The organism is Ruminococcus sp. AF17-22AC, from assembly GCF_003460065.1.
GTDB lineage: Bacteria > Bacillota > Clostridia > Lachnospirales > Lachnospiraceae > Blautia_A.
This window is the reverse complement of sequence record NZ_QRXT01000003.1, coordinates 69,659-94,533: the sequence shown is the minus strand read 5'-3', so window position 1 is coordinate 94,533 and position 24,875 is coordinate 69,659. Positions and strand designations below refer to the sequence as shown.

The following is a 24,875-nucleotide window of genomic DNA, read 5'->3' as shown; positions in this document are numbered from 1 at the left end:
CTATTCTCCGTCTTTTGGAATCTCCGTGTCATCTTTTTCAACAGGAATCATAATATGAACTGTGGTTCCGGTATCCGGACCATCACTTTCAATCGTAAAAAACTCTTTTTGTTTATAATAAAGCTGCAGCCTGTCGATTACATTTCGAACTGCAATTCCCGTCGAAAAACGATCTTCATTATCCTGTGAAGCACTTCCTGACATTACTTTTGCAATCATTTCTTCTGTCATTCCGGCGCCATTGTCACTGATCGTAATATCCAGCATATCTTCATTCTGATGAATCGACATCCGGATCCATCCTGTTTCCATACAGTCATGAATACCATGCTGCACCGCATTTTCAACAAGTGGCTGAAGGATCATACTCGGAATACGGATATTTTCGATTCCTTCATCTACTTCTTTGATATAAGTAATGTCGCCCGCAAAACGGACATTCAGAATATAAATATAGTTATCAACAGCCTCTACTTCTTCCCAGAGCATCGCATCTTCTTCCATCTTGCGTACATTATATCGGAAAAAATCTGCCATTTTTTCCAGAAAAATACCTGTCTTGTCTGCATCTCCCATCATGGCAAGCTGCGCTCCTGCATTGAGACTGTTAAACAGAAAATGCGGGTTGATCTGTGCCTGCAGATATTTGAGCTGTGCTTCTTTAAGATGTGTTTCCATAAGAAGCTCCCGTTCTTTCATCTGTGCCTGACGCTCCATACTGTCTTTCAGCTGCTCAATATTCTGACGGATACTTTCCAGCATCTGGTTAAAGCTTCGGGTTACAATTCCAACTTCATCCTCTACCACAACCGGAAGCTGCGGGACATTTAAATTTCCCATCGCCACTTCATGTGCCGTATTGGACAGTGCGGTAAGCGGCCGGATCATGTTGCGTACCAGAAGTGTCGTTACTACAAGGCCAAGTGCATAAACCACCAGCATGACCGCGATACACATTTTGTACAATACATTCATCGCCGATAAAAGGAGCTGATAGTTTGCAGAGTTCATCTTGAACCGCAGATTATTCAGGTTATAGCTATATGAATTGATATATTCATACAGTTCATGTTCTTCCTCATAGGAGGTCTTGTACTTCTCAACATTTCTGCCTCGCTTTGCCTGTACCGTTTCATTTGTCTGATCCAGATAAGTTTCTGACATCCTTCGGATATTTTTTTCAAGCATTTTTGCTTCATTATCCAGATTTCGGTCATTCAGGTCTTCGAGCAGATTCCTGTAATTCTGTTCATAGCGGTAATAATTTTCCAGCGCCTGCGAACTGTTTGTATTCAGATATTCATAAACGGTACTTTCCACCTGTTCAATAGAATCTGAAAGCTCATTTATAGCCGTATTGCTGGAAAAAACCGCATCAATTCTTCCCACCGCCGTACGGATCTGGGCAAAAATAAACACATTGATACCAAGCGCAAAAATCAGGACCAGAAGCATAACTCCACTCAGTCTGGTCTGTATGGAATTTTTTACAGCGGAGAATTCTTTTTCATCTTTCATTTCTCATCCTCCGTCCTGTATTCCCTGGTGTTTTCCTTCGTGATCACATGCTGGTCAACACTATAATAGTTATTGCTATGTCCAAAAGATATATATTCGTCCAGTGCATTGATGCTGTACCTTCCGATTTCTTCCATATCAAGAGCAATTGCAGAAGAAATAATTCCCTTATCGATCGCATTCAGGGTTACATTAGAATAATAATATCCGATTACTTTTACATTACCAACCTGATTATAGTCTACCAGTGCCTGACAGACACATTCTGTTACAACCTCATCCATACAGACAATCACATCCGGAAGGCTTTCATCACTGACAAACATATCCCGCACAAATTCTTCTGTATCAAAGTCTGCACTGCTGTCCACACAGTATTCCGTCAGATCTACCGACTGTCCTGTTTTTTTCCGGGATTCCAGTTCTTTTTTGACCTGAGAATAAACAAGATTTGTTTCCTGCGTTTTTGAGCTGGATGTCGATAAAAACATCACACTTGTAGAACCTTTATCTTTCAGCATCCCCTGAATCTGTTCTGTATAGGCACTTCCCATCTGATAACTGTTCAGTCCGACAAAGCTGATGCGGCTCGTCGCAGTATCATCTGTCATAACTGTAACAACCGGGATTCCATCCTTCAATGCCTCTGTGATCAGATGCTGTTCTTCTTTACTTCCGTCCGCCTCCAGAATGATTCCATCCACTTTTGAGGCGATCCCGATCTTAAGGCAATCCGCCTGCGAGTATCCATTCATCTGTTCCGGAGAGAGCAGTTCCACATATGCATCTTTGCTTTCTGCTTCTTTTGAGGCGCTTTCATAGACTGACTGCCACATGCCGGTATCCTTATCGTTGGCGATCATCAGATAATGCCGCTGGTAGGCTGTAGCACGCTCTCCTTCTCCCAGCTCGACCCGATCCAGATTTTTCTGAAAATAGATCCAGATTCCCGAGAGAAAAAAGATACACCCAGCCAATATGCAAAAGATTGTCAGTGTAGATTTTTTCATAGTTTCCATTCTTTCTGATTATTTTTCTTTCTATCAGTGTATCACATTTTTTCTGATACTTCAAAAGGGCCATTGCGCCACACGCAATGACCCTTAACATTCATCTGATTTTCATTATCCATTCTTTCTGTTGGATAATACATCGAATACAACTGCAATCAGAAGTACGGCACCTTTTACTACGTACTGCCAGGAATCACCGATACCCATGATTGACATACCCATGTTGATGACACCAAGGAGAAGAGCACCGATTACTACACCGCCTACAGTACCGCTGCCGCCGTATGCGGAAGCACCACCGATGAAACAGGAACCGATTGCATCCATCTCAAAGGATGTACCTGTACTACCGTTTACAGAACCTACACGTGCTGCACAGAGAAGACCTGCAAGACCTGCAAGAAGTCCCATGTTTACGTATGCAATAAAGTAAACTTTGTTTGTATCAATACCGGAAAGCTGTGTAGCTTTCTCATTACCGCCGATTGCGTAGAAATAACGTCCGAATGCTGTTTTGGATGTAATGAAACTGTAAATCAGGCAGATTGCAACTACCCAGATGAACATAACGGAGATACCTTTGTACTGGAACAGTTTGTAGCAGTACCACAGGATAACAACTGCAATGATCACTGCTTTGCTGTAATCAGAAAATGCTGTATTCTGACGATATCCTTTTTTCGCTTTGTTTGCTCTGGAACGAATAACATTAAAGATTACATAAACAGCTACTACAACACCAACGATCAGTGCGGAATAGTTTGCAGTATCATCAAGTCCAGGAATGTTGATATAGGATGTAAATACTTTCAGGAAATCTTTGTTCTGGATAGATACAGTCTTGTTATCCAGGATCAGACGTCCGAATCCACGGAAGATGAACATACCTGCAAGTGTTGTGATAAATGGAGGAATACGTTTGTAACCGATCCAATAACCCTGCCATATACCTACCAGAAGACCAACTACCAGACAGATGAGGATTGTCAGATATGGGTTCATGCCTTTGTTGCTGATCATAACAGCTGCAAGACCACCAACCAGACAGATAACAGCACCTACAGAAAGGTCGATGTTACCACCTGTTAAGATACATAACAACATACCACAGGCAAGGACAAGTACATAACCATTCTGAAGCATTAAGTTTGACATGTTCTGTGCATACAGAAGTCTTCCGTTTGTCAGTCCACAGAACAGGATAAATACGATCACCAGTGCAATGACCATTGTATATTTTCTTAAGAAGTCTTTTACATTAAATTTCATTTTCTTACCCCTTTCCCGGTAGAAATTTCATTCAGCCGCCTTACTTTTTATTCTGCTCCTGCATGATCGAAGCCATGATACGTTCCTGAGTTGCCTCTTCTGCAGTAAATTCACCTGCTATACGGCCCTCACTCATAACATAGATACGGTCACACATACCGAGAAGTTCCGGCATTTCGGAAGAAATCATGATAACTGATTTTCCTTCTTCTACCATTTTGTTGATCAGGCAGTAAATATCATATTTTGCACCTACATCGATACCTCGCGTCGGCTCATCCAGAATAAGGATATCCGGCTCTGTAAACATCCATTTACCAAGCAGTGCTTTCTGCTGGTTACCACCGGAAAGGTTACCTATCTTCTGCTCATTGGAAGGAGTTTTGGTGCCCATTTCCTTTGTCATCTCATCAGCCATATGCACTTCCATATCTGTGTTGATGATGCCTTTTTCACAGACTTTGGAAAGTCGTGCAAGAGTTGTATTAAAACGAATGGATTCTCCGAGAATCAGTCCGTTTGTCTTACGGTCTTCTGTTACATAAGAAAGTCCGTGACGGATTGCCTCCTGCGGATTTTTGAGATTTACCTTCTCGCCTTTGATATAAAGTTCTCCGGAGATATTGCTTCCGTAACTCTTTCCGAATACAGACATTGCAAATTCCGTACGTCCTGCACCCTGCAATCCTGAGAAACCGACAACCTCTCCTTTATGTACTTTACAGGAAATACTGTCATCGACAATTTTTTCCGGATAAAGCGGATGGTGAACCGTCCAGTTTTTAACTTCCAGCATAACTTCGTTGCTGACTTTATGCTTTCTTGACGGATAACGGTCATCCATGGAACGGCCAACCATACCTTTGATGATGCGGTCTTCACTTAAATCATCTACACCTTTTGTCAGTGTCTCGATCGTAGTACCATCTCGAATGATCGTACAGCGGTCTGCACAGTAAATGATCTCATTCAGTTTATGTGTGATGATGATAGAGGTCAGCCCGTTTTTCTTAAATTCCATCAGAAGATCAAGAAGCATTTTTGCATCTTCATCATTCAGGGAAGAAGTCGGCTCGTCAAGGATCAGAAGTTTAACCTTCTTTGAGAATGCCTTTGCGATCTCTACCAGCTGCTGTTTACCTGTTCCGATATCTTTGATCAGTGTCTGTGCAGATTCATGAAGGCCAACCTGTGCCATATGTTTTTCTGCTTCACTGTATGTTCTGTCCCAGTCAATGCTGCCTCTTTTATTCTTAATCTCGTTTCCGAGAAACATATTCTCTCCAATAGAAAGCAACGGAATCAGCGCAAGTTCCTGATGAATGATAACAATACCTTTTGCTTCACTGTCATTTAAGTTTTTGAACTTACATTCCTCACCTTCATAGGTAACGGTACCTGTATAACTTCCATATGGATACTGACCACTTAAAACGTTCATCAGTGTGGATTTTCCCGCACCGTTTTCACCGATCAGCGCGTGAATCTCTCCTCGCTGGACTTCAAGATTTACATTGTCCAGAGCTTTGACACCGGGGAACTCTTTTGTAATGTGATCCATTACCAAAATATTGTCTGCCAAAATGGCGCCCCCTTTCCAAAAAGAGGGCGGGGCTTTTCACCCCGCCCTTAAAATTCAAGTTCTTATATTTTTGATATCTATCTGACTCTACTCAGTCATCATTCTGCCGGATGAAGGTATCCGTCATCGTCCTGTGTATAGTATCCTGTGTCAACAAGTTCTTCTTTCAGGTTGTCCTTAGTTACAACTGTAGGAACAAGCAGGAAGGATGGGCATTTATGTCCTTCGGATGTTTCATAGGATTCTGTATCATATGCACAATCGAAATCCCATTTGGAGTTTGTGATCAGAGAATCATCAATTGTGTCACCTTTCAGCATTGCTTCTGCAAGGTCAAGAGTAACAACTGCTTCGTTTGCAACTGCTTTGTAAACTGTCATGGACTGTTTTCCATCAACGATGTTTGCAAGGTTAGCTTCGTCACCATCCTGTCCTGTGATCAGAACGTCGTTTTTGCCTGCATAGTCAGATTCGATAGCCTGTGTAACACCAAGTGCTGTAGAGTCATTGGAGCAAAGAGCTACATCAAGCTGTGTTCCGTCTGCATAGTAAGAAGCGAGGATGTTCTGCATTCTTTCCAGAGCTGTCTGTGTATCCCATGCTGCTGTTGCTACGGAATCGAAATCAGTCTGTCCGGAAACTACATTCAGTGTGCCTGCATCCAGATACGGTTTCAGAGTGTCATAAGCACCGTTGAAGAAGTATCCTGCATTGTTATCAGCCGGGTCACCTGCTGTGAACTCGATGTTGTAGGTTTTATCACCTGCATTGTCAAGATCCAGAGCATCAATTACGTACTGACCCTGCAGAGTACCTACTGTATAGTTATCGAAGGAGATGTAGTAGGAAACTGCATCGGATTTGATCAGACGGTCATAAGCGATAACCGGGATTCCTGCATCTGCTGCTTCATCCATAACTGTGTTAAGTGCTTCACCATCGATAGCTGCAACTACCAGGAGGTTAACTCCGTCGGAGATCAGGTTCTGGATATCATTTACCTGACGGTCTGTTTCATTATCAGAGTATGTCAGCTCAACATCGAATCCAGCTGCCTTAAACTGTTCTTCCAGATAAGAACCATCTCTGTTCCAACGCTCCAGAGACTGAGTCGGCATTGAGATACCGATTTTTCCGCCTTCGGCTGCTGCATCATCTGCAAATACAGGAACTGCACAGGATGTGATTGCCATTGTTGCTGCCATTGCTAAAACTAATTTTTTCTTCATAAAAGAAACCTCCCATTTTTGTTTTCGCTCTTTAGCTATTTCGTATAGCTTTTTGATGAGATTATAATACCATATGGATATTTTAAACAAAATGGACTGTTTTTTGATGCACCATTCAATTTTTGCGTTCAAAAAAAGTCCAGACGACACGCGTCTGGACTTTTTTGAGATCTGCTTTTTATTTTATCAAATTTGTGCTATTGACACCGCGCAGGATATTCTCAACCAATATATCTCTGTATGTTACTTACTGTCCACTCTGTGAGTCAAGTGCACGAAGTCTGTGTACAAGTTCTTCACAGATCTCAAGCTTATCCTTACCGTCTGTCTCGATAACGATATCAGCTGCTGCCTGATATTTCTCACGACGTTTTTCCATAAGGTCACCAATAAAAGAAACATTCTTATTTCCCTCGAGAAGCGGTCTGTCATGGTTGTCTTTGACACGGTTTAAGATTGTCTCCGGTTTTGCGGTAAGAAGAACGACACGGCCGTTTTTCTTCATCTCAACTACATTGCGCTCTCTCATCGGTACACCACCACCGCAGGAGATGACCACATTGCTCCTGGACTGCATTTCAATAAGAAGTTCTGTCTCAAGATTACGGAAGTATTCTTCTCCGTAGGTCTCAAAAATATCGGAGATGGACATGCCTTCTCTCTCCGCGATGATCTGATCCATCTCTACAACTTCCATTGCAAAAACAGTTCTCAGGAAATCAGAGATTGTGGATTTACCGGCACCCATAAATCCGATCAGAACAATATTGTAATCAAACAGCTTACGTGCCTGAATCTTTTTACTGTTTCTGGTAATTTCTTCAAAAACAGCTGTCACTTCATCTTTATGGCGTTTGCCTTCCATTCTGCGGTTCAGCCATTCTCTCTGCTTCGCTTCCTGCTCCGGCTGCAGGATCGGAATATCATTTGCTTCTTTGTAAACCATGATGTCTTCTACGATTCTGTTACGCATAAGAAGTGCATCCAGAAGAATCTCATCACACTGTCCGAGACTTTCTCTGAGTATATCCAATTGATTCATATGTATCGTTCCCTCTCTATATAAACAAATTTATCGTTATTATAACAGCTATTTAGCGCGTTAACAATATAAAGTGGGGATTTTTCTAAAAAACCTAAATTTTATTCTGCATTCTTGAGTGCTTCGCCCATCGGTACTTTACGTATCCTGCGATATTCCAGAAGTGCTACTACGGCATAAGTTACAAATCCAGCCCCAAACATCTTCACATAAATCATCGGATCGATCCACAGAGCAATCCATCCGGAAATACTCTGCAGCATCACTTCCCGGAACAGCACCTTCATGGCAGCAGCCTCAATAGGCATGCTGATAAGGAGACAGAGAACTACGACAATTGACGTTGACATAATATACAGTCTGCTGATCTCACCATTGGTATAACCCAGAATCTTTGTCATTGAGATCGACTGTGCATTTTTTTCGATAATGATCTTGGACAACAGATAGATCAGGATCATGTAGATTGCGATTGCAAACCCATTGACCAGTCCCATCATACTTCCCATTGATACGTTGAGCTGTCTGGAAATCTTGGTCAAGGCATCCAGATCTATCACCGAACCGATATAACTGCTGTCTATATCCGTAATCTCGCTGTTGCTGAAATAACCACTGAAGTAATCATCTCCCAGATCAAACATCTGATTCAGCTCCTCCTGCGGCATAAAGATACAAAGCCCGCCATCATAATCATAGATCCCACCGATCTTAAACGTATACTCATCATCCTCATATTTTTCCTTAAGAGTGATCGAGTCCCCGATCTTCAGCAAAAACTTGTCCGCATATGCCTGCGAGATGTAAACACCGTCTGAAAAATCCGCGTCAATATACTTACTGTCATCGTGGACTCCATAGATAGTAACTTCTTCGCTTTTGTATTTGCCCGGAAGTGTATTCAATGAATATGCACTGAACTCCTCCGCATCTTCATTATCTGTCTCTGTATCATGAGAAAAAAGAAACATATCCAGCATTCCCTCAAGCTTATTGCTTCCACCCATCACACTGACCGGAACCGAAAGCATATACTGATATTTTGCCAGCATATTATTCTGAATCTCCAGTTGATAGTGATCCAGTGCCGACGGAAGCAGAAGTCCGAACATCAGAAGCAGATTTGCAAAAACAACACCCACAAAGAGCACCAGATAATTGCTGATATTCTGGAATATCACACGCAGACGGAATCTGTAAAATATTTTCAGTTTCGGACTTAAATAAAGAGCACGTTTCTGCTTTCTTGTTGAAAGATCCCTTCGCAGAAATTTAAGCGGTGACAGTTTCAGTTTGTGATGCAGGATTGCATAATTAACTACAAACATGATCGCCACAGGCACCACTGTTGTCAGAACAAATGCTTCTGCATTCCAGATTGTCTTATAGGTCGGAAGACTGTAACTTCCATAATACATATCGGCGCATACATATTTGAATACGGTATAACCCAGAATATTTCCGACCAGTGCCCCTATAAGCGTTACGATAACCGGCAGTGTCATGTAATGACGAACCAGTTCTCCCCGCGTATAACCGGATGCACGGAGTGTTCCGATCACACCGGCTTCTTTTGCAATCGTATTGCTGGTCGTGATTCCAAATACAAATGCCATGATCACAATAATGATATAAAGAAGCATTGCAATCATTGCTTTGTCACTTCCCATGTCATCACCGGTAAAGATGATCGCCTGGTTCTGATACTGTGGCACAAAACTTTCCAGTGTAACAACTTTGCCCATTGCTTTCATCAAGTCTTCAGAAACTTCTTTTTCCTCAAGCTCTGTCTGTGGTTTCTTATCATATACCCATGCATAATTGTACTGCAGTTTATCCTGATCCAGAGTATCAAATTCTTCTTCTGTCACAACACCGACACCAAATTTTACGGCATCAAACATGGTATCACTGTTGTTCTGAAACAGACAGCTGTAATCAGATAAAGCAACCAGCCCGGTGATCTTCCAGCTCTTTGTACCGTCATCGATCGTATCTCCGACTTTCAGATTATTATTATCCGCATACATACGGTCGATCACAATTTCGCCTGTTTTTTCTGCCAGTTTGCCTTCCATCAGGCAGACTTTGTTGACATCTGTACGGTTTTTAAAGAAACGCATCGTACTGCCATTTGAAAGAGAATCTTCTATATAATAGCTCTCATAGACTTTAATGCCTTCATCTTCGATTGCCTCTTTCTGTCCACGATACAGACGCTCTCCGAGACGGAAATTGCCATCTTCGATGTTATATTTCTCAAAGCCTTCATTGTATGCATGAATCATACTTCCATCTGCAACCAGAAAACCGGAAACAAGTCCGATCGTTGCGACCATTAGGATAAAAACAACCAGATACTTTCCGATTTCTCCTTTGAGTTCACGGGGAATCCTTTTTCTGAGAGGACTTTTCATATTATCGCCCCCTTACCAGTCAAGATCCATCGCAGGAATCTTATGTTCATTCTGATAATTCTTACGGATCATACCGTCTCGAAGCTTGACTACACAATCCGCCATATCTTTGATTGCATCATTATGCGTAACCATGACGACCGTATTTCCATATTTCTGATTAACGGTTTCGATCAGTTTCAGAATTTCCTTGGATGTATTGTAATCAAGTGCACCCGTAGGCTCATCGCAAAGCAGGATATCCGGGTTCTTTACGATGGCACGGCCAATTGCCGTTCTTTGCTGCTGGCCTCCTGACAGCTGGTTCGGAAGTTTTCTCTGATGTTCAAAAAGTCCCAGTGTATGCAGAAGTTCATCCACATCCAGTGGACGGTCACTCAAATATGCCCCGACCTCGATATTTTCACGCACAGTAAGATTTGGGATCAGGTTGTACATCTGGAAGATATAGCCCAGATGTTTTCTGCGGTACTGTGACAGCTTCTTTTCTTTCATGTCGGCAAGTCGTTCTCCCTCAATGGAGATGCTGCCATCATCGGCACTTTCGATTCCGCCGATAATATTTAAAAGCGTGGACTTACCGGAACCGGACGGTCCCAGAAGAACACAGAACTCTCCCTTCGCAATATCCAGATCCAGACCACGCAGCACATCGACTTTGCTGTCACCTGAACCGAATGACTTTTTGATTCCTCTTATTTCCAAAAACATACGTTTCTCCTTTTTCCCTCGATTTTTGACTAATTTTTTCAGTTAGCCATATCTATACTTATGTTAGTTCAGACTACCCCGTTTTGTCAAGAATATTTGTCCGAACTAACTATTTTCGAAAAAGGAGCACATTTTTCGTATATAAACATTACGAAGTAATTTCCTGTAACGTAAAAAATCCGGCCCTGCCAGAGGCAAAGCCGGAATATTTTCCTACTATATTATTCACATCAAAAATCCCATGATCCTCTCTGCCACAAACACTGCCGCACATGCAAACAATGCAACCGTAAGAAGACTTTTTTCACGATATGCCACGATCAGTGCTACGATCAGTCCCGCAGCACCGGAAATAATACCGCCTGCTGTCGCAGTCAGAATTGCCGGAAATGTCATTGCGGCAAGGCAGGCATACGGCACATAATATAAGAAAGATTTTATATAAGGACTGGTGATCTCTTTCTTAAAAAGTACAAGCGGAAGCATACGAATCAGATAGGTCACACCTGCCATCACCAGAATATAGATATATACATTCGGTTTCATATCAGTCTGCCTCCTTCTTTTCTTCGATCGGACAGAAATATGCTGCAATTCCTGCCACAAGTACGGTCGTGATGATGATCACAAAACCGGTCGATACTTTATTCAGTACAGGTACCGTTGCAAACAGGGTGCTTAGTGCCATAGCACCGATCACAACACCAAGCACGGCACGGTTCTTCTTTGCCGGCGGAATAATGACGGCAAGGAACATGCCATAGATTGCAACGCTCAGTGCACTGACCAGAAAATCCGGAAGCAGATTTCCCGATATGGCACCGGCAAGAGTTCCGAGTGTCCATCCCGGAATTGCCACACACATCACACCATAATTATACCATGGACTGATTCTTCCCTCTTGGCTTGCACTGACACCAAAAATCTCGTCAGTCACACCAAAAGCAACTGTCAGACGGTAACCGTTTCCTACACCCTTTTCCAGTTTCTGTGACAGTGAAAAAGACATCAGACAGTACCGAAGATTGATGACCAGCTGAGTCAGTGCCATCTCCCAGAGTGAACCACCGGCAGCAATGATCCCGATACCAGCAAACTGCCCTGCTGATGTCAGATTGGTAAGAGAGATCAGTACAGCCTGCCATGCACTCAAGCCCGCCTGTATTGCCATAATACCAAACGTAAAAGAGACTGCAAAATACCCAAGTCCGATCGGTATTCCATCTTTCAATCCCTTCTGAAAAGCGGATTTATTCATGACGGTTTCAGCCCTCCAGAGAATTTAATACATGGAATCCATTATTGCTCAGCACATTTTCGGTTACAAATACATCGTCTGTCTGAAGAATCATGATCGGAAGACTGTTTCCTCTGTGATAGGATGTATAAATATAATCCAGATTTACATTACAGTTGCCAAGTACCTGCAGTACTGTGTTCAGTCCGCCGACTTCATCCTTGAGATCTACGGCGATAACTTCTGTCACACGGTTCATATATCCGTTCTCTGTGAGGATTTTTTCTGCTTCGTCTGCCTGGTTTGTCACCATACGAAAAAGCGCAAATTCCGGTGCATCAAAGCATGCAAATCCATAAATATCGATACCTGCTTCTGCCAGAAGACCGGTTACTTTCTGAAGACTTCCTGCTTTATTTTCAATAAATACTATGTTCTGTTTAATCATTATTCTCTCTCCTCGTCCCTCGCATAAAAATTAGTCTATATTGCATAATATACCAATGAATATCATTATACTCACGTTTTTTCTAAATGTAAACCTTTGCAGAAACATTACGGAGTAATTTCCTGTAACGTAAAAAGGTCCCCGTGAAGCACTCTTGCCCCACGAGGATTCATATTCTTTCATTAAGTATTATTTCCTTATGCTTATCCACACAGCGGATCAGGCATCCAGCTCTTCATCCACATATTTCTGGATATTGGATGCATTTACATATTTCTTAAGGTGTTCACCATCGGTAATAACCAGCGTCGGTGCCTGCATGATTCCAAACTGACGTGCCATATCAGGATTTTTCTCTGCATCGATGATCTCAAGGTCTTCACCCTCCAGCATCTTCTTTGCCATGCGGCAGTTCGGACAGGTACTTGTAGTAAACAAATATTTATGCGTTTCCAACGGTTCGATCTTTACATCATCGTCAGTCAGTGTCACCATACTTGTATGAACTTTCTTAAGTTTGGAATGAAGCACATCATATAATGTACGGTTCTTGTACTCCTGTGCCTTACCGTCGTTCCAGTTCTGTACTGGGCGGTAATATCCGGTGATACGGCTGTAAACTTCTGCTTTTTTACCGCATTTCGGGCAGGTAAAATGCTCACCGCTTAAATAGCCATGCTCCTTACATACAGAGTAGGTCGGAGAAATCGTATAATACGGAAGCTTGTAGTTCTCTGCGATCTTACGTACAAGAGATGCAGCAGCTTTCCAGTCCGGAAGTTTTTCACCGAGGAACGCATGGAATACAGTACCGGATGTATACAGAGTCTGAAGCTCATCCTGAATATCCAGTGCATCAAAGATATCGGAGCTGAATTCCACCGGAAGATGGGAACTGTTGGTGTAATACGGAGTATCACCCTTGCTTCCTGCGGTACGGATATCCGGCCAGCGTTTACGGTCATGTTTTGCCAGGCGGTATGCAGTGGACTCTGCCGGAGTTGCCTCCAGATTGAACAGTTCACCCGGATATTCTTCCTGGTAATCAGAAAGGCGGTTACGCATATGTGTCAGTACTTCTTTTGTGAATTTCTGCGTACGCTCATCGCTCATATCGCAGCCAAGCCATTTTGCATTCAGTCCTGCCTCGTTCATTCCGACCAGACCAATGGTGGAGAAATGATTATCGAAGCTTCCCAGATAACGTTTGGTGTACGGATACAGACCTTCATTCAGAAGTTTCGTGATGACCTCTCGTTTGATATGAAGAGATCTCGCTGAAATATCCATCAGACGATCCAGTCTGCGGTAAAACTCTTCCGGAGTCTTTGACTGATATGCGATACGCGGCATGTTGATCGTTACGACACCAACGGAACCGGTGCTCTCACCGGAGCCAAAGAAGCCGCCGCTCTTTTTACGCAGTTCACGAAGATCAAGACGGAGACGACAGCACATGCTGCGGATATCGCTCGGTTTCATATCACTGTTGATATAGTTGGAAAAATACGGTGTTCCGTATTTCGCAGTCATTTCAAATAACAGACGGTTATTCTCTGTATCGGACCAGTCAAATTCCTTCGTGATGGAGTAGGTCGGAATCGGATACTGGAAACCACGTCCGTTGGCATCTCCCTCGATCATCGTCTCGATAAATGCCTTATTGACCATATCCATCTCTTTCTTGCAGTCTTTGTACTTGAAGTCCATTTCCCTGCCGCCAACGATTGCAGGAAGCTCTGCAAGATCATCCGGAACCGTCCAGTCCAGAGTGATGTTGGAAAATGGTGCCTGTGTACCCCAGCGGCTCGGTGTATTGACACCATAGATAAATGCTTCAATGCATTTTTTTACCTCATGATAGCTTAAGTTATCCACCTTGACAAATGGTGCAAGGTAAGTATCAAAAGAAGAAAACGCCTGTGCACCGGCCCATTCATTCTGCATGATGCCGAGGAAATTAACCATCTGATTGCACAGTACACTCAGATGCTTCGCCGGTGCGGAAGTAATCTTGCCCTCGATTCCGCCAAGACCTTCCTGAATCAGCTGTTTCAGGGACCATCCTGCACAGTAGCCGGTCAGCATGGACAGGTCATGAATGTGAATGTCTGCATTTCTGTGCGCCTCTGCGATCTCATTGTCATAGATCTCGGAAAGCCAGTAATTTGCGGTTACAGCACCGGAGTTGCTTAAGATCAGCCCTCCGACAGAATAAGTTACGGTGGAGTTTTCTTTTACCCGCCAGTCTTCAACCTTTACGTAACTGTCTACGATTTCCTTGTAATCGAGGATTGTGGATTTCATGTTACGGATCTTTTCTCTCTGCTTGCGGTAAAGGATATAAGCCTTTGCCACATCACTGTAACCGGCCTGGATCAGAACATTCTCTACACTGTCCTGAATATCTTCCACTGTTACTTTGCCGTCTGTAATCTTATTCTGAAAATCTGCGGTCACACGGAGTGCCATCAGATCGATCATATCCTTGCTGTAAACTTTTTCTTTGGCATCGAATGCTTTATCAATCGCTGCAGTGATTTTTGACATCTGAAATTCCGCGATCTCACCATCACGCTTAACTACCTGAAACATACCTAAATCAAACCTCCCTCTACTGCTGCATCTGTATCTATTTACGACCACATGTTCCCATATGATTTATGCGCTGTAGACCTATTGTAGCAAACTCTCTTCGTTTCGTCAATACACAAAAAACACCATATATTGTGTCATTTCATCATTTTCACAACTATATGGTGTTATCCAAAAAACTTTTTTATTTGTATTTTCAGTGACTTTCAGGGAGCACGGAAACGAAGATTTCCGCAGGAACACGGGCTTTTACGGCTATTCCGTCGGCTGTATATTCCTCTGAAATAAGGCTTCCATATTCACGTATCAGCTGAATTTTTCCTGCCTCTTTGTAAGAAAATAATTCTTCCAGATAAATCTGGCTCTCAGCAAGAATTTTTGCAAGAACGTCTTTAAACTCTTCCAGACCTTCTCCTGTACGTGCAGAACACTTTACAGTATAATCTGCCTGAAGATCCCGGATCTGGATATCTTTTACCTGATCCTGCTTGTTCAGAAGAGTGATGATCTTTTTTCCGGTTGCACCGAGTTCACGAAGTGTCTCGTATACTGTGTGCATCTGAAGCTCTGCCTGCGGATTTGACGCGTCTACGACATGAATGATATAGTCGGCATACTTTGCCTCCTCCAGCGTGCTTTTAAAGGCTTCTACAAGGTGATGCGGCAGCTTCCGTATAAACCCTACAGTGTCGGTCAGAAGGATCTGCTGCCCGTCTTTTAATTCCAGTACTCTTGTCGTCGGATCAAGTGTCGCAAATAACTTGTCCTCTGCCAAGATTCCTGCTCCGGTCAGCGTATTTAAAAGAGTAGATTTACCGGCATTCGTGTAGCCGACAATCGCTGCAGTCTTTAAATTGCCGCGACTTCTTTTACCGCGGATCAGTTCTCTGTGCTTCTCAACCTGAAATAACTCGGCTTTCAGTGCTGAAATTCTGGTTCGGATCAGACGTCGGTCTGTTTCCAGTTTTTTTTCACCGGGTCCTCGCGTACCGATTCCACCACCGAGTCTGGACAGAGATTCACGTAAGCCGACAAGACGCGCCGCGCGATAGCGGAGCTGTGCCAGCTCGACCTGGATTTTTCCCTCACTGCTTACTGCACGCGCCGCAAATATATCAAGAATCAGAAGTGTACGATCCATTACTTTGCAGTCCAGTTCACGCTCAAGATTATTGAGCTGCGCCGGCGAAAGTTCATCATCACAGATCACACCGTTTGCGTCATATGCCTGAATAAGTGCCGCAACTTCTTCGATCTTACCCTTGCCGATATAGGTACCCGGGTGGACTGCCTCACGATTCTGTATCACCTTTGCCACAGTCACTGCACCGGCAGTCTCTGCCAGTTCTTCCAGCTCGTCAAGAGATACGGCGACATCCTCGTCTTCGCTTGTCTGCACGCCGATCAGAACGACCCGTTCTTCTATATCTTTAAACTCGTAAAACTGCATACTCAGCCTCCGTTTCTCGACTGAAGGAAAATAAGCTCTTTGGATGCATTTTCATCATCCGGGAACATCTTGAGATACTCCTGTATCTTACTCAATGCTGTGGCAAAATCCAGTTTTTTCTCATAAACCACAACTTCATTATACAGAAGATCCTGCATTTCCTCTGTAGAAGCGTCTGCAAGACCATTTGTGATATCTGTCAGTGCATTATCGTAATTGCCGTCATCAATATCACAGAGTGCAAGACCATTGTAACCTTTTGCCGGAGAGCTTCCCTCCGTCTCAATATACTGCTGGTACATGGCGCGTGCATTGGCTGTATCGCCCTGTGCTTTATAAACCATACCGAGAAGCAGGATTCCCTCTGTGCTCTTTTTGTTGACCGCTTCTGTCAGTTCTTTCTTTGCATTGCTGTAATCCTGCATATAGTAATAAGCTTTTCCCCGGTCGCAGTAATCGTCTGCAGTTTTGGCTTCTGTCTGTAATGCAGTCTCCAGATAACGTGTACCGTCTGCCTCCATGTCTTTTTCGAGATATGCCTCATAGATCTCGATCGCCATCTCATAGGACGCATCGGCATCATACGCATCAGTAAAATTAGTGGATGCCTCATCATAAGAATCCATGGCAAGTGCCACACAGCCAGTCAGATAATACGTGTCTGCATCCATCGCGTAATCTTCGGCGATGGTCTGGCAGTCTGCCATTGCAGCATCAAAAAGCCCTGATTTCATCTCTGCAGTCGCACGATAAGCAAGCATGTCCTTTTTCAATGTTTTGCCTGCTTTTTCATCATTCAGTCCACTGGTGAGATAGTCGATCGCATCCTGGTAATTGCCGAGATGAAGGCTTGCTATACCTGCCCCACGATACGACTGCGCACTTTTATATCCGGCAGTGATCGAAGACTTGTAACCTTCCAGCGCATAGTCATAACTTCCCTGCTCAAGATCTGTTACAGCCTGGTCGTAAGTCTTCTTATTCTGCCCCCCGCAGCCGGTCAGCATGAGCATACAGAGACCGGCTGTTCCCATTTTTATAATATTTTTTTTATTCATCAATATCCTTTATTCTACAATAAGTCCTTCTTCTTCCATGACACGTACTACATTATTTACGTGCTCTGCACAGATTTCCTCTGTTCCGGCTTCTACCATGACACGGATCAGCGGCTCTGTACCACTTTCCCTTACAAGAATACGTCCTTCTGTACTCAGTGCTCTTGCAGCTGCTTCTACTGCTTCGACAACCTTCGGGTTCTCTCTTGCAGTTTTCTTATCGGCTACACGCACATTGCGCAGGATCTGCGGATATACTTTCATCTCTTTTGCAAGATCACAGAGAGTTGCTTTCTGCTCTACGCAGGCTTCCATGATCATAAGAGAAGTCAGGATTCCGTCACCGGTAGCTGCATAACGGCTGAAAATCACGTGTCCGGACTGCTCGCCACCAATACTGTAATTGTTCTCGAGCATATTTTCTGCTACGTATTTGTCACCTACGGCAGTCTGCTCATAGTTGATGTCTTCACTTTCAAATGCTTTATAAAGTCCCATGTTGGACATAACGGTCGTAACAACAGTATTGCCGTTTAATTTGCCCTGTGATTTCAGGAATTTACCACATACATACAAAATCTTGTCACCATCAATGATATTTCCCTTATGGTCTACCGCAATACAGCGGTCTGCATCTCCGTCATAGGCAAAACCGACATCCAGCCCATTCTCAACCACATATTTCTGCAGTACTTCGATATGCGTGGAACCACAGCCACGATTGATGTTGGTTCCGTCCGGATCATTGTTGATCACATAAGTCTTTGCACGAAGTGCGTCAAATACACTTTTTGCGATTGCAGAAGAACTTCCGTTGGAACAATCCAGTCCGACTTTAATGTTTTTGAAGTCACGGCACGGAATAGAAATCAGATAACCGATATAACGGTTACGTCCGGAAGCATAATCCACGGTACGTCCGATATCTTCGCGTGTTGCATATGGAAGATCTTCGATCTTGCCATCCAGATATGCCTCGATTCTTGCCTCTACTTCTGCTTCGATCTTCTGTCCGTTGCCGTTCAGAAGCTTGATTCCATTATCGTAAAATGGATTATGGCTTGCAGAGATCATAATTCCACAGTCAAAATCCTCTGTGCGGACTGCATAGGAAACGCTCGGTGTTGTCGTTACGTGAAGCAGATACGCGTCTGCTCCGGAAGCAGTCAGACCGGCAACCAACGCATATTCAAACATATAACTGCTGCGTCTGGTGTCTTTGCCGATTACAATTTTGGCTTTGTGTTCACGACCATAATACCAGCCAACATATCTGCCGACTTTGAAAGCATGATCTACTGTTAACTGTATATTTGCTTCCCCACGAAAACCATCTGTTCCAAAATATTTGCCCATTATTTTCCTCCTTATCCGCGCATATCTAATGCGTTGTCCTGCTTATTTGTAAAGATCAGCCGGATAAACTCCTTTTTTGACCAGTTCAGCAAAAGCCTCTGTCACAGAAGCCTTGTCTTCCTGATAAGTTACACCGAACCAGGTGTCCCTGCTCTCCAGTACATCGACAGTTGCTGCTCCCTTCTGGATCAGCTCGTCGATCATAACCGGAAGAAGGTATTCTTTCTTAATATCTTCTGGCTTCAGATCCTCAAGAAATTCAACAAAACCTTTTTCCAGTGTATCCATAAATGCCGGAGTAAGTCCCCACATATTCATGGAAACCAGGCTCTTAACATCCAGTTTCTCTACTGTACCGTCATCGCTGCGTGTTTCAGCGCCTTCAGCAGTCTTAAAGATATTATGTGTCTCTGTAACACCTGTCAGTGCACCATTTTCGATGTGGCACACACCACGTGTAACACTTCCGTTATCACTCAGTGTGTTTCCAAGGCGGAATCCTGCCATACAGATATGGATTTTATCATCCTGCGGCTGTTCCTGTACCAGATATTCATGTACTTTTACATATGCTTCCTTTCCATAGTAATCGTCTGCATTGATTACAACAAAAGGCTCATCCAGCACTTCCCGTGCGGCAAGGACTGCCTGGCCGGTTCCCCATGGTTTGGTACGGTCTGCCGGTTTGCTGAATCCATCCGGAAGATTCTCAAGTGACTGGAATGCATATTCTACTTCTGTGATCTTTTCGATTCTTTCTCCGATGACACGGCGGAATTCTTCTTCCAGATCCTTACGGATAATAAAGACAACTTTATTAAATCCTGCCTCCAGCGCGTCATGAATGGAATAATCCATAATGATCTCACCATTCGGTCCTACCGGTGCAAGCTGCTTGATGCCCTTTCCGAAGCGACTTCCGATTCCTGCTGCCATGATTACCAATGCTGTTTTTTTCATGTAAATTCCCTCCTGTTACATAGTGTAAATATTTTCCCACATCATTTACACATACATATTACATTCTTTTACTGTTCTTCATTTAAAGTACTGAGTTTTGCTGCCTGATCCGCTGCAATCAGACTGTCGAGTATCTCATCCAGATCTCCGCCGAGAATCGCATCCAGACGGTGCAGTGTCAGTTTGATACGATGATCCGTCACACGACCCTGCGGAAAATTGTAGGTACGGATCTTCTCAGAGCGGTCTCCGGTACCGATCTGGCTTCTTCTCGCTTCTGCCTCTGCATCATGCTGCTTCGCAAGTTCCATCTCATACAGACGGGAACGCAGAACTTTCAGCGCCTTATCCTTGTTTTTAAGCTGTGATTTTTCATCCTGACAGGAAATTACGATTCCTGTCGGGATATGTGTCAGACGTACCGCAGAATCTGTGGTGTTGACACACTGTCCACCGTTTCCTGATGCACGGAACACATCGAATTTGCAGTCATTCATATCCAGATGGAAGTCAATCTCCTCTGCCTCCGGCATGATTGCAACGGTGCAGGTGGATGTATGGATACGTCCGCCGGATTCTGTCTCCGGAACTCTCTGTACACGGTGCACACCACTCTCATATTTCAGTCTGGAATATGCGCCCTGCCCCTGGATCATAAAGGTAACTTCTTTAAATCCACCGATGCCGTTCTCATTGAGGCTCATCATCTCTGTCTTCCAGCGACGTGATTCTGCATATTTGACATACATACGGTAAATCTCCGCTGCAAACAGGGCTGCCTCATCTCCGCCGGCACCTGCACGGATCTCAACAATAACGTTCTTGCTGTCATTCGGGTCTTTCGGAAGAAGAAGAATCTTTAATTCTTTTTCCAGTTCTTCCACACGTTTTTTTGCATCAGAAAGTTCTTCTTTCAGCATTTCACGCATTTCTTCATCCTTTTCTTCTTCCAGCATCGATAAGCTGTCCTGAATGGTTTCTTTATTTTCTTTGTATTCTTTATAGGTATCTACAATAGGCTGCAGTTCGCTCTGTTCTTTCATCAGCTTCTGAAAACGCTCCTGATTGTCAGTCACTCCCGGTTCACCAAGCTCATTCAGAACTTCCTCAAAACGAACAAGCAGATCCTCTAATTTATCAAACATCCTGTTCCTCCTGTATTTACTTTTTCTGTCCGATCACAACTCTGTCCAGTCCTGCCAGATCCTGTATCACTTCTACATTGATAAAATTATCTGTCTTCATGATTTTCGAAACGGACTCTCCCTGATCACAGCCGATCTCATACATCAGCCAGCCGCCCGCTCGCAGATATTTCCCTGCCTGTGCGGTGATCTCTCTGTAAAAAAACAGTCCGTCCTCTTTCCCGTCCAGCGCAAGCACCGGATCATGGGAACGCACCTCCTCCATAAGCCCCGGAATTTCTCCCGACGGGATATAGGGCGGATTCGAGATAAGCATATCATATTCTGTGACTGTATTTCCACTGTTTTTCTTAAAATAGCCACCGGAAAACAGATCACTCTGCACAAATTCTGCACGATCTTCAAGCTGCAGGTGTACTCTGTTCTGCTTTGCAACAGCAAGTGCCCCCTCCGATATATCCACACCGGTTCCCACTGCATCCGGTCTCTCCATCAGAAAACTTAGTAAAATACAGCCTGATCCGGTGCACATGTCAAGAATCTTTGGCGCACGGCATTCCTTCAAATGAGTAAGTGCCGTTTCAACCAGTACTTCCGTATCCTGTCTTGGCACAAGCACACGCTCATCTACGCAGAATTCATATCCCATAAAATAAGCCCTGCCGGTAATATGCTGCAATGGAATATGCTGTGCACGTTTGGCACACATCTCCAGATAACGTGATTCTGTCTTTTTATCCAGCATTTCATCCATATGTGCATAATACCAGGCACGGTTGATATCTGCCGCATACTCCAGAAGAAGCCAGGCGTCCAACCCGGCTTCTTCGATCGCGGCCGCATCCAGAAGATGTATTCCATCCTCCAGTACCTTTTTATATGTCCGCATGTTCTTCTCCATTATTTTCTTCCGGGTCAACCCAGTCGAATTCTCTTTTCAGGTAATCTTTCCAGTCAAAAACCGCTTCAACTGCCTTAATTGCTACTTCAACCATATCGGCAGTCGGTTCTTTCGTTGTCAGCTTCTGCATTGCAAGACCCGGTTTGCTCATCATGTCTGCAAATTTCGTGTCGGTTCTGCCGGCCCACTGGATGATCTCAAAGGAAATACCGGATACGACCGGCACCATCAGAAGACGTCCGAAAAGACGCACCCAGTAAACCGGAACAAGTACAAACACAAAATGAAGGCAGATACTTACCAGCATGACCAGAAACAGAAAGCTTGTACCGCAGCGTTTGTGCTGTCTGGAACTTGCCATAACGTTTTCGACCGTAAGCGGAAGTCCGTGTTCCACACAGTTGATACACTTATGCTCTGCTCCATGATACATAAAAGTTCTCTGGATATCCTTCATTCTGGAGATCAGGAACATATACCCAAGGAAAAGCGCAAGCTTCACAAATGCTTCGGCAACCGTCACTCCGAATTCGGATGCTCCGATCCTGCGGAGAAGACTCGCCAGTGCATATGGCAGCAACATAAATGCAGCTATGGAAAATATGATTGAAATTGCCACAGTTATGTAAAGAAGCCACTGGAACTGCTTCGCTTCTTTGGCTTTCTTTGCGGAAAGTTCTTCTTCGGAAAGTGCAGCGTTTTTGGCTGCTTCTTTTTCGTCTTCTTCATCTCCTGCAATCTCTGCAGAATACATCAGACATTTCGTGCCAACAACCAGACCATCCACAAAACTTACCACACCGCGGATGATCGGCCATTTCAGAAATCCGGCTCTACCGAAGGTACATTTATAGTCTTCTACTTTTATTTCTATTTCTTTATCAGGACGTCGCACTGCAACAGCATATTTATCCTTATGCCGCATCATAATGCCTTCCATTACCGCCTGACCGCCGATATTCGATGGTTTCATATATCACTCCATAAAAAATATATTCTCTTACAAAGAACCTGCCACCGGCAGCTTCTCCTGCATATTTTGGCAGAAAAGCAAAAACAGGCTGAGATTTCCCCAACCTCAACCTGTCTCTTGTTTCGTTATCTTGTCTGATTATTTGTTTAAGCCGTATTTCTTGTTGAACTTATCAATACGTCCGCGAGCCTGAGCTGCTTTCTGCTGTCCTGTATAGAATGGATGACATTTGGAGCAGATTTCTACATGGATATCTTTCTTAGTAGATCCTGTTACAAATGTGTTTCCGCAGTTGCAGGTTACAGTTGCCTGATAGTAGTTTGGATGGATTCCTTCACGCATGATTTTCACCTCTCTATAATTCTTCTATTTTCTATTCGTATTAATTTGACGAATTTACTATTTCGCAGCTTTCTGATTATAACACACTCAATATGCAAATGCAAGCTGTTTATAAAAATTTCTGTTTTTTTGCAGTCTGTATAAATTCGGCATTGTTTTTGGTACGTGAAAACATGTTCAGAATCTGTTCTACCGCGTCTTCTGCCTTGAGGCTGTTGAGTGCACGGCGCATGTTATACACGGCTTCCTGCTCGTCCTTCGTCAGAAGCAGGTCCTCACGTCTCGTTCCGGATTTCTGAATGTCGATTGCCGGGAAAACTCTCTTTTCCTGTAATTTACGGTCAAGTACAAGTTCCATGTTACCGGTTCCCTTGAATTCCTCGTAAATAACATCGTCCATCTTGCTTCCGGTATCGACGAGTGCTGTTGCAAGGATCGTCAGACTTCCGCCTTCTCTCATATTACGGGCTGCACCAAAAAACCTCTTCGGCATGTGAAGCGCTGCCGGATCAAGACCGCCGGACAGTGTCCTTCCGCTCGGTGTCACGCAGAGATTGTATGCTCTGGCAAGTCTTGTGATGGAATCAAGAAGGATCGTTACTTCCTGCTTATGCTCTACCAGACGGCGCGCACGCTCAACCACCATCTCAGAAACGCGTCTGTGGTGCTCCGGAAGCTCGTCAAATGTAGAATAAATAACTTCAACGTTATCGCCTTTGATTTCTTCTTTGATATCGGTAACTTCCTCCGGACGCTCATCGATCAGAAGAATGATCAGATGCATGGACGGATTATTCTTAAGAATAGACTTTGCAACATCCTTTAAAAGTGTCGTCTTACCTGCTTTCGGAGGAGAAACGATCATGCCTCGCTGTCCCTTACCGATCGGACTTAACAGATCCATGATACGCATTGCGACTGTACCGCCCGGACGCTCCATACGCAGACGCTCATTCGGGAAGATCGGGGTCATATCTTCAAAATTATATCTTCTCTGTCCTTCGCTCGGCGGGAAACCATTGATGGAATTTACATAGAGAAGCGCACTGAACTTCTCCCCCTGTGTCTTGATGCGGATGCTTCCCTGAACGATATCTCCTGTCTTTAAGTTAAAACGTCTGATCTGGGACGGAGATACATAAATGTCATTCTCACCCGGCAGATAATTGGCACAGCGAATAAATCCATATCCATCCGGAAGTACTTCCAGAATGCCATTTGCTTTCTCGCCGCTGTCAAGCTGGGCTGTCTCCGCCGGATTCTTGTAGGTGTACTCTGTACGTTCCTGATAATTTTTTCTCTCTGATGTATCATAAGAAGCACGTGGTTCCCGAACACGGTTTTCTTCTCTGGCGGACTCTTCCTGTCTGTGTTCAGTATTCTTAGATTCCGCACTGCCTGCAGACGCCTTTTCCTTTTCGTCTTCTTCGAGCATGCGCTCTATCAGTTCCGGCTTTCTCAAAGTAGAAATCCCCTTCAATCCTCTTGCCTTTGCAAGGTCTTTTAATGTAGCAAGGGACAATGATTCATATTTTTCTCTCATATAAAAATCCTCTCAGTCTTTTCAAGGCCTATTTATTTGATACCAGTTATTCAGGAATATCTGTCTGACTCGACATGAATTTCAGA

At 43.8% G+C, this 24,875-nt stretch carries 21 protein-coding genes; all 21 read right to left on the bottom strand.

The window, feature by feature from the left end; genetic code table 11:
- Positions 1 to 1,518 (bottom strand): sensor histidine kinase, encoded by a 1,518-nt coding sequence (locus tag DWW86_RS05725; protein ID WP_117942536.1) that lies wholly within the window; start codon positions 1,516 to 1,518, stop codon positions 1 to 3.
- Complete coding sequence (locus DWW86_RS05720) at positions 1,515 to 2,528, bottom strand: substrate-binding domain-containing protein (protein ID WP_117942535.1); 1,014 nt, start codon at positions 2,526 to 2,528, stop codon at positions 1,515 to 1,517. Before DWW86_RS05720 ends, DWW86_RS05725 begins: the two co-directional genes overlap by 4 nt.
- A 114-nt stretch (positions 2,529 to 2,642) precedes the next feature.
- Positions 2,643 to 3,800, bottom strand: coding sequence for an ABC transporter permease subunit (locus DWW86_RS05715; protein WP_117942534.1), 1,158 nt, complete (start codon positions 3,798 to 3,800; stop codon positions 2,643 to 2,645).
- Between the two features lie 40 nt (positions 3,801 to 3,840).
- On the bottom strand, positions 3,841 to 5,382 hold the full coding sequence (locus DWW86_RS05710; RefSeq protein ID WP_117942533.1) for an ATP-binding cassette domain-containing protein: 1,542 nt from the start codon (positions 5,380 to 5,382) through the stop codon (positions 3,841 to 3,843).
- 98 nt (positions 5,383 to 5,480) lie between these two features.
- On the bottom strand, positions 5,481 to 6,611 hold the full coding sequence (locus DWW86_RS05705; protein WP_117942532.1) for a substrate-binding domain-containing protein: 1,131 nt from the start codon (positions 6,609 to 6,611) through the stop codon (positions 5,481 to 5,483).
- A gap of 247 nt (positions 6,612 to 6,858) precedes the next feature.
- Complete coding sequence (locus DWW86_RS05700; RefSeq protein WP_117942531.1) at positions 6,859 to 7,653, bottom strand: shikimate kinase; 795 nt, start codon at positions 7,651 to 7,653, stop codon at positions 6,859 to 6,861.
- 101 nt (positions 7,654 to 7,754) lie between these two features.
- Complete coding sequence (locus DWW86_RS05695) at positions 7,755 to 10,070, bottom strand: ABC transporter permease (RefSeq protein WP_117942530.1); 2,316 nt, start codon at positions 10,068 to 10,070, stop codon at positions 7,755 to 7,757.
- A 12-nt stretch (positions 10,071 to 10,082) separates the two neighbouring features.
- Positions 10,083 to 10,781 (bottom strand): ABC transporter ATP-binding protein, encoded by a 699-nt coding sequence (locus DWW86_RS05690; RefSeq protein ID WP_117942529.1) that lies wholly within the window; start codon positions 10,779 to 10,781, stop codon positions 10,083 to 10,085.
- A 225-nt stretch (positions 10,782 to 11,006) separates the two neighbouring features.
- Positions 11,007 to 11,327, bottom strand: a complete 321-nt coding sequence (locus tag DWW86_RS05685; protein WP_117942528.1) for an AzlD domain-containing protein — start codon at positions 11,325 to 11,327, stop codon at positions 11,007 to 11,009.
- A 1-nt stretch (position 11,328) separates the two neighbouring features.
- The gene (locus DWW86_RS05680; RefSeq protein WP_117942527.1) at positions 11,329 to 12,039 is read right to left on the bottom strand and encodes an AzlC family ABC transporter permease; all 711 of its coding nucleotides are present in this window, start codon (positions 12,037 to 12,039) and stop codon (positions 11,329 to 11,331) included.
- A 7-nt stretch (positions 12,040 to 12,046) separates the two neighbouring features.
- Positions 12,047 to 12,466 carry an ACT domain-containing protein gene (locus DWW86_RS05675; RefSeq protein WP_117942526.1) on the bottom strand — a complete coding sequence of 140 codons (420 nt, stop codon included), beginning with the start codon at positions 12,464 to 12,466 and terminating at the stop codon, positions 12,047 to 12,049.
- Between the two features lie 219 nt (positions 12,467 to 12,685).
- Entirely contained in the window at positions 12,686 to 15,061 is a 2,376-nt protein-coding gene (locus DWW86_RS05670) for a ribonucleoside triphosphate reductase (RefSeq protein WP_072522071.1), read from the bottom strand.
- 196 nt (positions 15,062 to 15,257) lie between these two features.
- Positions 15,258 to 16,511: a GTPase HflX gene (gene hflX / locus DWW86_RS05665; protein ID WP_117942525.1), complete on the bottom strand. Its 1,254-nt coding sequence runs from the start codon at positions 16,509 to 16,511 to the stop codon at positions 15,258 to 15,260.
- A 2-nt stretch (positions 16,512 to 16,513) separates the two neighbouring features.
- Positions 16,514 to 17,569, bottom strand: coding sequence for a tetratricopeptide repeat protein (locus DWW86_RS05660; RefSeq protein WP_286187654.1), 1,056 nt, complete (start codon positions 17,567 to 17,569; stop codon positions 16,514 to 16,516).
- Positions 17,570 to 17,578: 9 nt separating this feature from the next.
- A complete protein-coding gene (gene glmM / locus DWW86_RS05655; protein WP_117942524.1) occupies positions 17,579 to 18,925 on the bottom strand; it encodes a phosphoglucosamine mutase in 1,347 nt (448 codons plus the stop codon).
- A 42-nt stretch (positions 18,926 to 18,967) separates the two neighbouring features.
- The gene (locus DWW86_RS05650) at positions 18,968 to 19,885 is read right to left on the bottom strand and encodes a nucleotidyltransferase family protein (RefSeq protein ID WP_117942523.1); all 918 of its coding nucleotides are present in this window, start codon (positions 19,883 to 19,885) and stop codon (positions 18,968 to 18,970) included.
- A 68-nt stretch (positions 19,886 to 19,953) separates the two neighbouring features.
- Positions 19,954 to 21,030 (bottom strand): peptide chain release factor 1, encoded by a 1,077-nt coding sequence (prfA, locus tag DWW86_RS05645; protein ID WP_117942522.1) that lies wholly within the window; start codon positions 21,028 to 21,030, stop codon positions 19,954 to 19,956.
- Positions 21,031 to 21,046: 16 nt separating this feature from the next.
- Positions 21,047 to 21,919: a peptide chain release factor N(5)-glutamine methyltransferase gene (gene prmC / locus DWW86_RS05640; RefSeq protein WP_117942521.1), complete on the bottom strand. Its 873-nt coding sequence runs from the start codon at positions 21,917 to 21,919 to the stop codon at positions 21,047 to 21,049.
- Positions 21,906 to 22,904, bottom strand: a complete 999-nt coding sequence (locus tag DWW86_RS05635; RefSeq protein WP_117942520.1) for a DUF1385 domain-containing protein — start codon at positions 22,902 to 22,904, stop codon at positions 21,906 to 21,908. The genes prmC and DWW86_RS05635 overlap by 14 nt, the downstream gene beginning before the upstream one ends.
- 138 nt (positions 22,905 to 23,042) lie before the next feature.
- On the bottom strand, positions 23,043 to 23,246 hold the full coding sequence (gene rpmE / locus DWW86_RS05630; RefSeq protein ID WP_015541906.1) for a 50S ribosomal protein L31: 204 nt from the start codon (positions 23,244 to 23,246) through the stop codon (positions 23,043 to 23,045).
- Positions 23,247 to 23,355: 109 nt separating this feature from the next.
- Complete coding sequence (gene rho / locus DWW86_RS05625; RefSeq protein ID WP_072522079.1) at positions 23,356 to 24,789, bottom strand: transcription termination factor Rho; 1,434 nt, start codon at positions 24,787 to 24,789, stop codon at positions 23,356 to 23,358.
- Positions 24,790 to 24,875 lie beyond the last annotated feature (86 nt).